The sequence below is a fragment of the Rhodococcus sp. IC4_135 genome (assembly GCF_011602025.1).
In the GTDB taxonomy this organism is placed as follows: Bacteria; Actinomycetota; Actinomycetes; order Mycobacteriales; family Mycobacteriaceae; genus Rhodococcus_F; species Rhodococcus_F baikonurensis.
The window spans coordinates 19222-32289 of the sequence record NZ_JAAOLG010000043.1; the positions used below are offsets into that span (position 1 = coordinate 19222).

At 59.7% G+C, this 13068-nt stretch carries 2 protein-coding genes and 1 pseudogene; all 3 read left to right on the forward strand.

Annotation, left to right across the window (positions count from 1 at the left end; genetic code table 11):
* Positions 1 to 147: 147 nt before the first annotated feature.
* Positions 148 to 4500, forward strand: a pseudogene (locus tag G8767_RS32180) (amino acid adenylation domain-containing protein); the annotation flags it as partial.
* Positions 4501 to 4882: 382 nt separating this feature from the next.
* On the forward strand, positions 4883 to 5836 hold the full coding sequence (locus tag G8767_RS36070) for a thioesterase domain-containing protein (RefSeq protein WP_240952952.1): 954 nt from the start codon (positions 4883 to 4885) through the stop codon (positions 5834 to 5836).
* Positions 5837 to 6233: 397 nt separating this feature from the next.
* A partial coding sequence (locus G8767_RS32190; RefSeq protein WP_240952953.1) for a non-ribosomal peptide synthetase occupies positions 6234 to 13068 on the forward strand: 6835 nt, incomplete at its 3' end.

Below are 13068 nucleotides of genomic sequence, written 5' to 3' on the forward strand. Positions count from 1 at the left end.
CGCACAATCTGACGGGTTCGAAGCGCTGGTTCGGGACCCCTTTGTGCGCAAGGAGAAGCAGTGTCGGAGCATGTTGACGTCCGCGTCCCCAAACGGGAACGGCGTACACGCCGTTCCCGTCTCGTCACCCCGTTACTTCATCAGTTGATGGCAGCTGCAGTCGAAGCGAACCCTGAGGGGATCGCAGCAGTGTACGCCGGTCGGACGATGACCTACCAGGAACTCGACGAGCGGGCGTCGGTGATGGCGCGGGGTTTGATTGATCAAGGGATCTCCCCGGAGGACAGGGTTGCACTCGCGATGCCGCGGTCGCTGGAGTTGTTGGTGGCCATCTGGGGTGTGGCCAAGTCGGGTGCGGCCTTCGTTCCGATCGATCCCAGCTACCCTGTCGATCGAATCCGCCACATGCTCGACGATTCACGCGTTGTCGCCGGAGTGACAACTGTCGGCGTAGTCAGAGATCTTCCGACGAGTAGTGTCAATTGGTTTGTTGTCGAACTGGATTCGATATCTTCGGCAACGATGGATGCAGATCCGCACTACGAACGTGATGTAAGAATCCGCGCCGATAATCCCGCCTATGTGCTCTACACATCGGGGACCACGGGGGTGCCCAAGGGCGTAGTGGTCACGCACTCCGGATTGGCGAATCTCGTTGCGGAGCAAGTAGTGACGTTCGGATTGACGCGTCGATCGCGCGTTCTGCACGTGGCATCGCCGAGTTTTGACGCGTCGATCTTCGAATTCTTGATGGCTATCGGTGCTGCCGGGACGCTGATCGTCTCACCGCCGGCGGTGTTCGGAGGCGCAGATCTTGCGGAATTGATCTCTCGAGAAGGTGTTACACACGCTGTAATCACACCCGCAGTTCTGGCAACGATCGACCCTCACGCACTCGATAGTTTGGAAGTGGTGTTGTCGGCCGGTGAGGCGTTGCCCCCGGAATTGGTCGACCACTGGGCCGTGCCATTGCCGGCAGGCGGTAAACGCCGTCTGCAAAACGGATACGGGCCTACGGAGGCCACGGTCATGAGTACTTGTTCAGAGCCTTTGTCGCCGGGCGATGCAATCGTGATCGGTTCTGCGGTGCGGGGCGTATCCGTGGTAGTTCTGGACAAGCGGTTGCAGAAAGTTCCGATTGGCGCGGTGGGTGAGTTGTATGTTGCGGGCGCGGCAATTGCGCGGGGATATCACGGAAGAGCGGATCTCACGGCCTCCAGTTTCGTTGCTCTGCCGAATTGCTCGTTTGGTGAACGTGCATATCGCACAGGTGATTTGGTTCGATGGGTGCATGTTCTCGATGTGGGGGGTAGGCCGCAACTGGAGTATGTGGGTCGTGCGGACTTTCAAGTCAAAATCAGGGGGATGAGAGTTGAACCGGGCGAGGTCGATGCGGTCATCAGCGGCCACCCAGACGTTGCATTTGCTGTAACGATTGCCTGCGCACGTGGTAATGGCGACACTGTGCTTGTTTCGTATGCTCTCGCGCGACAGGGATGTCTGCTCGATCTATACGCGGTCAAATCGTGGGTCTCGAGTCGGCTGCCGAAGCACATGGTCCCCGCAGTCCTATGTCCGCTCGATCGGATTCCGCTGACGCCGACCGGAAAGCTGGATCGACTGGCCCTCCGCGCACCGACCTTCGACTCAGTGCCCTTGGTTGCTCCTCAAACCCAACTCGAATGTGAAATCGCACGTGTATTCGAGGAAGTGCTCGAACTCGACGCCGTCGGACGCGATGACAACATCTACAGTCTCGGTGGCAACTCGCTTTCAGCGCTGCGGATCTCGGCTAGGCTAGGCGAGACGCTGAATACGGTCGTGAGTGCCCGACTACTTTTCGAGTCCGCTTCCCTCAAAGATCTTGCTGTCGCGATCGAGCCGACGCTCGGGAGTGGAACGCTACCGGCGATCACCCGAGTAGTCAGGCCCGATCTGATTCCACTTTCTTTCGCCCAAGAGCGGATGTGGGTGCTCAATTGCTTGGGCCCGCAGTCTTCGGCGTACAACATTCCGCTCGGGTTGATGATTGACGGCCACCTTGATGTGAGTGCTTTGGAATCTGCTCTACAGGATGTCATCCGCAGACATGAGGTTCTCAGAACGATCTACCTCCAAATCGACGGTCTTCTAGGTCAGCACATCCTGTCTCCTGAACATGCGGGGCTGTTCTTCGAACTCCAGCAGGTCGATGAGGGCGAATTGGCCGATGCTGCTGCGGCGGCGGCCTGCCTGCCTTTCGATCTGTCGAAGCAGATACCGTTGCGGGTCAAACTCTTTCAATCGAGTCCTTCACATTATGTGCTGGTCCTTGTAGTGCACCACGTCGCAACTGACGGTCTGTCGATGGCGCCCTTGGCGGGAGATCTGGCGGCGGCGTACTCGAGTCGCAGATCCGGGACCTCGCCGTCGTGGATTCCGCTGGACATTCAGTATGCGGATTTCGCCTTGTGGCAGCGCCAAATCATGACTGATCAAGATGGGAACTCGCCGCGGGTCGGCCGTCAGCTGCAGTATTGGGTCAGAACACTGGACGGCATTCCGGACGTTATCGACCTTCCCCTGGACCGGCCACGCCCGACTGTCTTGACGACGGCAGGGGGCGTTGTCAGCTTCGAGCTCGGAGCGCGGGTCCATCAGAGGATGTTCGATCTCGCAAATGCTGCCGGAACTTCGCTTTTCATGGTTCTGCATGCGGCGTTCGGGATCTTGTTGGCCCGTCTGTCCGATAGCTCCGACGTGATCATCGGTACGCCTGTTGCTGGTCGTGACTATGCTGCTCTCGACGAAATGATCGGGATGTTCGTCAACCTCCTCGTGCTGCGACTACGAGTTGACCTGGACGTGGACTTTTCGGAAGTTCTCGATCGAGCTCGCCGCGGTGACTTCGACGCGTTCGAGAACTCGGACGTCCCCTTCGACCGGTTGGTGGACGAACTCGCCGTCCCGCGTAGTCCGCATCGCCATCCGCTGTTTCAGGTCGCACTAGCTTTCCAGAACATGTCCGAGCCGAAGTTGGAGCTGCCGGACCTCGTGGTCTCGCCCATTGCTATAGGCGGTGTGGTGTCGAAGTTCGAACTTCAGCTGACTGTCGTGGAGTGTGGCAACCCCGGCGGAGGCCATGTAGGTCTGGCCGCGTCGTTCACGTACGCCACCGACTTGTTCGAGCACTCCACGGTGCTTGCGATGGCAGATCAATTCCAGCGAATAGTGTCCGCGATATGCGAGAACCCGAACGTCATAGTTGGGGACATCCCACTCCTTGACAAGAGCAGCGAAGCCGCGTTGACGAGACGAGCGGGGAGTTGCGAAGTCTCCCCGCGAACACTTGCGGACCTGCTCTGGCATGCGGCGGAGGTCGACTCGTCACGGGTTGCAGTGGTCGATGGGCCCAGATCGATGACCTATCGCGATTTGGTATTTCGATCGTCGGCAATCGCCCGAGAACTTACAAATCGTGGAATCGGCGCCGAAGACTGTGTGGCAGTGTGCGTGCAGAGGTCAGTCGAATCTGTGCTTGCCGTGTGGGCTGTCAGCGCTGTGGGTGCGGCGTTCCTACCGATCGATCCTCGGTATCCAGCCAGGCGCGTCGGTTACATGCTGGGTGATTCATCTGTCGCATACGGGCTCACGACCGCGCGGGACTGCGTCGGTTTGCCGCAGACCGTTGACTGGATTCACATCGACTCAATTCCCAGCGATTCGAACGGGGCCTTCACCGCGTCCGATCGTGTTCGTCCGGTTGACACGGCCAATTCGGCGTACGTCATCTACACCTCAGGCTCAACCGGGCAGCCGAAGGGCGTCGTCGTCTCGCACCGAGGGCTCGCCAGCTTCGCGAGTGAGCAAATGTCTCGATACCGACTTCGTCCAGAGTCACGGACACTCCACTTCGCTTCGCCGAGCTTCGATGCGTCGGTATTGGAACTTCTGCTGGCAGTAGGGGCAGGCTCGACCATGGTCGTTGTTTCGCCGGAGATCCTCGGCGGTCAGGAGCTGTGGGACGAGCTCGCGCGCAACAAGATCACTCACATGTTTGTGACACCGTCAACACTCGGATCACTGCCCTCCACCGGACTGACGGATCTGGACGTGGTAGTCGCCGGTGGAGGGAGTTGCCCATCGGAGCTTGTTGATCGCTGGTCGCGGGAGGTTTCGTTCTTCAACGGATACGGTCCGACCGAAACTACCGTGATGGCGACGATAAGTGAGCCGCTTACGCAGAACCTACGGGTGGATATCGGTGCACCTATCGTCGGGGCCACCGCGTACGTGCTGGATCGGCGGTTGCGGCCTGTGCCTGACGGCGTGGTCGGCGAGTTGTATCTGGCTGGCGCCGGTGTCGCCCGTGGATACCATCGCCGTTTCGGGTTGACCTCGTCACGATTCGTTGCAAATCCGTTTGGTCCGACGGGCGACCGGATGTATCGGACCGGGGATATGGCGCGCTGGTGTGTGGGGGGAGTGATCGAATACGTCGGTCGGTCAGACCTCCAAGTTTCAACTCAGGGGAATCAGAATCGAACTCGGCGAGGTGGAATCGGCGCTGCTGGCCGGCCCAGGGGTTGCCCAAGCTGCGGCAGCAGTCCGGGGGAGTGCCGCGTCCCCCGATCGATTGATCGGATATGTCGTGGCAGAGCCAGAGGCCGGACTGCATTCCGACTCGCTTGTCGCGGCCGCAAGGGCGGCCCTGCCTTCGCAATTGGTTCCTGCGGAAGTCGTTGTTCTGGCAAGTCTTCCGTTGACGAGAAATGGCAAACTCGATCGCGAGCGGTTGCCCTCGCCGACTCCGAAGTCGCGCCACGTTCGTCCTCCCATAACTCCGACCGAACGCGTTGTCGCATCAGTGTTCGGAACCGTTCTAGGGCTCGAGTCCGACGTCATGGTCGGACTGGACGACGATTTCTTCAACTTCGGCGGAACTTCGTTGCTTGCAACGTGTCTCGCGGATTCTTTGCGCACAGCAGCGGGGACGAGCGTGCCGGCTCGTTTGGTGCTGGAATTCCCACGGGTTTACGATTTGGCTGCAGCGATCGATCGCGGAACGGATTCGGGTCCCGATCGAGCACTCGAGGTACTTTTGCCGATCCGACCGACGGGTGCGTCCACACCCGTCTTCTGTGTCCATCCGCTCTCTGGGTTTGCCTGGTCCTACGCGGCACTTTCGCCGTTCATCAACGCCGACACTCCGATCTACGGACTTCAGAGCCCGTACATCCTGGAGTCGGAGGGGTTGCCGACAAGTTTGGATGAATACATTTCCCGGTATCTGGCAGAGATCGTGGCCGTGCAACCCGAGGGCCCCTATCGCCTCCTCGGATGGTCGTTCGGGGGATTGCTCGCTCACGGCATTGCGACCAGACTGCAAGAGAGCGGGCGGACGGTGGAATCCTTGATCATGTTGGATTCGATGCCGACCCGAGTAGGCGGATCCATTTCAGACATGCTCGTGGATGAACTTCGATCCGCGGGGATCGAAGTAGGCGACCCGGAGCACGCAGGATTCTCGCGCCATGCCATGACAGATTTGTACGAGATGATTCGCGATCACGCCGAATCGTTGACGGCTGATCGGCTCGGGCGTTTGATGAACAGTCTTTCGTGCCTCGGCGACTGCATTGACAACTACCATCCTCAGCTATTCGCCGGTAATCTCAGTTACATTAGCGCCGCGGAGCATCCAAACAGCAAAGATGCAGCGCTCCTATGGCAAGTATTCGTCACTGGTGAGATCCAGAACGTGTACGTGCGCGTTCCCCACGGAAGCCTCCTCGGCCCGGCAGGTATTGCCGTCGTTGGCCCTGTCGTTGCGAGCTTTACCAACAATGCCCTTTGACCGCCCATTAGTTGTGGTTGCTAACCATCGAGCGCCACATCGAAATAACATCTCCTTTGTGTAACGAATCCACCCCCTAGTCGATATCTCCGACAAGTCCGGAGTGTCCGACATCGACCAGCCAGGGTGAGTGGGGGCCACTAGCTACCCGTGAACCGGTTGACGGCTATCTTGATTAACTTGGAACGCGCAAAGATCGGAACGGCCGGTATGCGCGCGGGTAGTTACGTTCGAAACGGGAGACACGATGGCCGGCAGTACAGGGAACTCTGACGTCACTTCCGCTCGCTCCGTGCGAGCTCCCCGGAGCCGAACTCCGCGCAGTCGAGGTTCGAGGGCGTTGTTGTTGCCGCAGTTGTTGGTGGCGGCTGTCGAGTTGGGTCCTGAGCGGGAGGCTTTGCGGTTCGAGGGTCGTTCGCTGTCGTATGCGGAGTTGGATGAGTGGTCGTCTCGTTTGGCGCGTGTGTTGATTGGTGTTGGTGTGGGGCCGGAGGATCGGGTTGCCATTTCGATTCCGCGGTCGATTGAGTCTGTTGTGGCTTTGTGGGCGGTGGCGAAGTCGGGTGCGGCGTTTGTGCCGGTGGATCCGAATTATCCGGCTGATCGTGTGGCTTACATGATCAGCGATTCTGGTGTGTCGGTCGGTTTGACTGTTGAGGGTGTGCGTGCTGGGTTGACCGATTCGGTCGGGTGGATTTCGATTGATGCTTTGGATGTTGTGGAGTCGTTGGGTGCTGTCTCGGGTGAGCCGGTGTCTTATGGCGAGCGGGTGCGGATGCTGCGGGCTGAGCATGCTGCGTATGTGATCTATACGTCGGGTTCGACGGGGCGGCCGAAGGGTGTTGTTGTTTCGCATTCGGGGTTGGCTGTTTTGCAGCAGGAGCAGATTCGTGTGCTTTCGCTGGGCAGCGATTCGCGGGTGTTGCATTTTACGACTCCGAGTTTCGATGTGTCGATTTTCGAGTTGCTCGAGGCGATCGGGGCAGGCGCTGTCATGGTGATTGCCCCGTCGAGTATTTATGGTGGGCCCGAGTTGGCCGAGTTGATCAAGGCTGAGCGTGTGACGCATGTCGGGGCTACTCCTTCGGTGCTTGCTTCGGTGGATCCTTCGGGGCTCGATGATGTTGCTGTGGTGGTTGTTGCGGGTGAGGCGTGTCCGCCGGAGTTGGTTGCGAAGTGGGCGCCTGGGCGTCATTTCTTCAACGCGTATGGTCCGACCGAGATGACGATCGTCACGAACATGACGGAACTTGTTGTGGGTGAGCCGGTTACGATCGGTGGTCCTATTCGTGGTGCGGTGTCGTTGGTGTTGGATGCTCGTTTGCAGCCTGTCCCGACGGGTACTACGGGTGAGCTGTATCTTGCAGGGCCTCAGGTTGCGCGCGGATATCACAATCTGGCGGGTATGACGGCTGATCGTTTCATTGCGAATCCTTTTGGGGCGCAGGGTGAACGGATGTATCGCACGGGGGACGTAGTGCGGTGGACGGAAAGTGCTGTCGGCGATCGTAGCGTCGAATACGTCGGACGGTCCGATTCCCAGGTCAAGATCCGTGGCTTCCGCATCGAGTTGACTGAAATCGACGCGGTCATCGCACTCGACGACCGGGTCGAGTTCGTGACAACTCTCGGGCGAGTGTTGCCCAGCGGTGAAACGGCTCTCATCTCGTATGTGCTTCCTGCAGTTGGAGCCGTGCTGTCCGGGGATGACGTCCTGGCAGTGGTCAAGACGGATCTTCCCCGTCACATGATTCCGGCGGCTGTCGTTGTCATCGACGAGATCCCCTTGACGCCTGTAGGAAAGCTGGATTCGGCAGCACTTCCTGATCCCGTATTCGAGGCCCGAGAGTTTGTAGCGCCATCCTCCGCTGGTGAGGTCGTGGTCGCGCGCGTGTTCGAAGAACTCTTGGGGGTGGACCGAGTCGGCGCTGAGGACGATTTCTTCGAACTCGGCGGCAACTCGTTGATTGCTGCGAAATTGGCCGGGCGTCTCAGTGCGGCTTTCGATGTGCGGGTTCAGGTCAAAACGCTCTTCGAGTACTCGACAGTCTCCGGTCTTGCATCTGTTTTGTCAGATTCAGCGGGGCGTGTGCGAATTGCCTTGGCCCCTCGCTCTCGTCCGGAGCGGATACCTCTTTCCCTTGCACAGTCGCGGATGTGGTTCTTGTCGAGATTCGACTCTGTGTCTGGTGTGAACAACATTCCGATCGTGTTGCGGTTGTCCGGTGCCGTCGATGTTTCGGCACTGTCCGCAGCGCTGTCGGATGTTGTTGCGCGGCATGAGGTGTTGCGGACCGTCTACCCGGAATTCGAGGGCATCGGGTTCCAACAAGTACTTCCGGTGGACGAATTCGTGGGAACTGTATTGCCCGAAACTGTCGACGCGGCCGACTTGCTCGGTGTGCTGACGCCAGTGGTGGCAGAGGGGTTCGATGTCACGGTCGAGGTGCCATTGCGGGTTCGTTTGTTCCAGACGGGTTCGTCGGAGTTTGTGTTGGCGTTGGTGATTCACCATATCGCTGCTGACGGTGTGTCGATGGGTCCGTTGGTGCGTGATGTGTCGATGGCGTATGTGGCGCGTGCGGGTGGACAGGTTCCGGGGTGGGCGCCGTTGGCGGTGCAGTATGCGGATTACGCGTTGTGGCAGCGTGAGGTGTTGGGGTCCGAGGGTGATCCGTCGTCGTTGATGTCTGAGCAGTTGGGGTATTGGACGTCGGTGTTGGCGGGGTTGCCGGAGCGGATCGAGCTGCCGGCGGATCGCCCGCGGCCGTTGGTGGCATCCAATCAGGGTGCGAGTTACCAGTTTTCGATAGACGCGCGGTTACATCGAGCGCTCGAGCAGTTGGCGCTTGATCGTAATGTGTCGTTGTTCATGGTGGTGCATGCGGCGTTGGCGGTGTTGTTGGCGCGGCTGAGCGGTAGTGACGACGTTGTGGTGGGCTCTCCGATCGCAGGGCGGGGTGAGCCGGAGCTGGACGATCTGATCGGTATGTTCGTCAATACTTTGGTGTTGCGGACCGAGGTGGATTCTTCGGAGTCTTTCTCGGCGTTGTTGGGTCGGGTTCGTGAGGTCGATCTGGGGGCGTTCGGCAACGAGGACGTGCCGTTCGAGCGTTTGGTGGAAGTGCTTGATCCGGCGCGGTCGCAGGCCCATCATCCGTTGTTCCAGGTTGCGTTGTTCTTTCAGAACATGGCGCAGGATGTCGTGGAGTTGCCGGGACTGTCGATTGCCGGTTTCGACGCAGGTGTGGAGATCGCGAAGTTCGATCTGCAGTTGACGGTGACGCCGGTGGAGGAGGGCGGCGTCGGTGTGGGGATGCCGATGTCGTTGACGTATGCGACGGATTTGTTCGACGAGTCGACGGTTGTTTCGTTTGCGGAGCGGTTGGTGCGGGTTCTGGAAGCGATGGTGGCGGAGCCTGATTCGGTTGTCGGGGATGTGGAGTTGCTCGGTGAGGGCGAGCGTTCGCAGGTGTTGGTGGCGGTCAATGACACTGTTCACGAGTTGACTGTTGGTGCTTTGTTGCTCGACGGTTTTGTTGCGCAGGTGGCGGCGACGCCGGATGCGGTGGCGGTGGTGTTCGAGGGGCAGTCTCTGACGTATGCGGAGTTCGGGTCTCGGGCGAATCGCCTTGCACGGTATTTGGTTTCGGTGGGTGTGGGGCCGGAGTCGTTGGTGGCGTTGGCGATGCGTCGGTCGGTTGATCTTGTAGTGGGTATGTATGCGGTGGTTGCTGCGGGTGGGGCGTATGTGCCGCTGGATCCGGATCATCCGGTCGAGCGCAATGGTCATATTCTCGGGACCGCGGCACCGGTGTGTGTGTTGTCCACTGCTGGTGACGGTGTGGTGTTGCCGGGTGAATTCGATGTGGTGTTGATCGACGAGTTGGATGTGTCCGGGTTCTCGGATGCGCCGGTGTTGGATGTGGATCGTGTTGCGCCGCTGCGGGGTTCGAATGCTGCGTATGTAATTTTCACGTCGGGGTCGACGGGGAAGCCGAAGGGTGTGGCGGTTTCGCATGCGGCGATCGTCAATCAGATGGCGTGGATGCAGGGTCGGTATGTTCTGACCGGGTCGGATGTGTATCTGCAGAAGACTGCGACGACGTTCGATGTGTCGTTGTGGGGGTTCTTCTTGCCGTTGGCGGTGGGTGCTCGGTTGGTGGTGGCCACTCATGACGGTCATCGGGATCCGGGGTATTTGGCGTCGGTGATCGCTGATCAGGGTGTGACGGTGACGGACTTCGTGCCGACGATGCTGTCGGTGTTCGCGGGGGAAGTCTCTGCCAGCCAGTTGGTTTCGCTGCGTGATGTGTTCGTCATCGGTGAGGCGTTGCCGGCGCAGACGGTGCGCGATTTCGGTGTGGTGTCGGGCGCGCGGGTTCACAACTTGTATGGTCCGACCGAGGCTGCGGTGTCGATCACGTTCGCGGATGTGACGGGCGCCGTCGATGGTGGTGTGGTCTCTATTGGTGTGCCGCAGTGGAATTCGCAGGTTTTTGTGTTGGATTCGCGATTGCGTCCGGTGCCGGTGGGTGTTGCGGGTGAGTTGTATCTTGCGGGTGATCAGTTGGCTCGTGGGTATGTTTCTCGTCCGGATTTGTCGGCGGATCGGTTCGTGGCGAATCCGTTCGGTGGGGCGGGTGCGCGGATGTATCGCACGGGGGACTTGGTGCGGTGGGGTGTGTCGGGTGAGCTCGAGTACATCGGTCGTACCGATTTCCAGGTGAAGTTCCGTGGTCAGCGGATCGAGTTGGGGGAGATCGAGTCGGCGTTGGTGGCCGATGTGTCGGTGTCTGTGTCGTCGGTGGCTGTGGTGTCGACGGTGACCGGTGATCAGTTGGTGGGGTATGTGGTGCCGGCGTCGGGTGCGGTGGTTGATACTGCGGCACTGGTGGATTCGTTGGGTGCGGTGTTGCCGTCGTATATGGTGCCGTCGCAGATCATGGTGTTGGATGCGTTTCCGCTCAATGCTTCGGGGAAGTTGGATCGGAAGTTGTTGCCGGAGCCGGTGTTCGAGGTTGCGGTGTTCCGGGCTCCGGTGACGGCGGTGGAGGAGATCGTTGCGTCGGTGTTCGCTGAGGTGTTGGGTGTCGATCGTGTGGGTCTCGATGACGATTTCTTTGCACTCGGTGGTAATTCGCTGATCGCGACGCGGGTGGCGGCTCGGTTGGGTCAGGCGCTCGATGCGCAGGTTCCGGTGCGGGTGTTGTTCGAGGCGTCGTCGGTGGAGTTGTTGGCTGCGCGGGTGGAGTCGGAGGTCGGTTCGGGTGCGCGGGCGGGGTTGACGGCTCGGGTGCGTCCGGAGCGGGTGCCGTTGTCGTTGGCGCAGCAGCGGATGTGGTTCTTGAACCGTTTCGATACGACGTCGTCGGCGAACAATATTCCGGTGGCGATTCGGTTGTCGGGATCGTTGGATGTGGCGGCTCTGCAGGCTGCTGTCTCGGATGTTGTTGCGCGGCACGAGATTTTGCGGACGGTGTATCCGGAGGTTGATGGTGTCGGGTTCCAGGACATTCTGTCGGCGGATCGGGTGCGGTTGGATTTGTCGCCGGTTGGGGTGTCGGAGTCCGGTGTCGTTGGTGCGGTGACGGAGTTTTTGTCGGCTGGTTTCGATGTGGCGGTGGAGGTTCCGGTTCGGGCGCGGTTGTTCGCGGTGTCGGAGTCGGAGTTCGTGTTGGTGTTCGTCGTTCATCACATCAGTGCGGATGGGTCGTCGATGGGCCCCATGACGCGAGATCTGATGGTGGCGTATGAGGCTCGTTCTCGGGGTGAGGTTCCGGGGTGGGCGCCGCTCGAGGTGCAGTATGCGGATTACGCGTTGTGGCAGCGCGAGGTGTTGGGGTCCGAGGATGATCCGTCGTCGTTGATTTCGCGGCAGGTCGAGTTCTGGTCGGGTGCTCTTGCGGGGTTGCCGGATCAGTTGGATTTGCCGGCGGATCGTTCGCGGCCTGTGGTGGCGTCTAATCGTGGGGCGAATCATTCGTTCGTGGTGGGTGCGGATGTTCATGCTGGTTTGAATGATGTTGCTCGTGAGTCGAATTCGTCGTTGTTCATGGTGGTGCATGCGGCGTTGGCGGTGTTGTTGGCGCGGTTGTCGAGTACGTCCGATATTGCGATCGGTACTCCGGTGGCGGGTCGTGGTGAGCAGGTTCTCGATGATTTGATCGGGATGTTCGTCAATACGTTGGTGTTGCGGACGGAGGTGGATTCTTCGGAGAGCTTCGTCGATCTGCTCGCAGGTGTGCGGGAGGCTGATCTTCAGGCGTTTGCGCATGCGGATGTTCCGTTCGAGCGTTTGGTGGAGGTGCTCAATCCGGCGCGGTCGCAGGCTCGGAGTCCGTTGTTCCAGGTGATGTTGGCGTTCCAGAACATGGAGCAGTCGGCGTTGCAGTTGGGTGATCTGCGGGTTGCGGGTGTCGATGCCACGGCGGTGGCGGCGAAGTTCGATCTGCAGCTGACGGTGGTGGAGCAGTTCGACGAGTCCGGTGCTCCGGCGGGGATGGCGGCGTCGTTGACGTATGCGACGGATTTGTTCGACGAGTCGACGGTTGCTGGGTTCGCAGACAGGTTCGGGCGGATTCTCAGTGCCGTCGTTGCTGATGAGTCGGCCGTTTTGGGTGACATAGACATGTTGGATTCTGTTGAGCGTTCGTTGGTGCTCGAGGGGTGGAATGACACTGTTCACGAGTTGACTGATGGTGCTTTGTTGCTCGATGGTTTCGATGCGCAGGTGGCGGCGTCTCCGGGTGCGGTGGCGCTCTCGTTCGAGGGTGTGTCGTTGTCGTATGCGGAGTTCGATGCTCGGGTGAATCGTTTTGCCAGGTATTTGGTTTCGGTGGGTGTGGGGCCGGAGTCGTTGGTGGGTGTTGCGGTTCGGCGTTCGGTTGATTTGTTGGTTGCGGTTTACGGTGTGCTCAGGGCTGGTGGTGGGTATGTTCCGGTGGATCCGGATCAGCCGGCGGAGCGTAATGGGTTTGTGTTGGCGGCGGCGTCGCCGGTGTGTGTGGTCAGTACGTCTGATGTTGGTTTCGATGCTGGTGTGGTGCCGGTGGTCGAGGTTGATGTTGTTGATGTGTCTGGTTTTTCGGATGCGCCTGTCTCTGATGTGGATCGTGTTGCGCCGTTGCGGTCGGGGAATACGGCGTATGTGATTTTCACGTCGGGTTCGACGGGTCGGCCGAAGGGTGTGGCGGTCAGTCATCGCAGTGTGGTCAATCAGGTGTCGTGGT

What these genes read in the sequence shown, in the direction of transcription:
- G8767_RS36070 (WP_240952952.1), top strand. Translation starts at nt 4,883, where the DNA reads ATGGTCGGACTGGACGACGATTTCTTCAACTTCGGCGGAACTTCGTTG.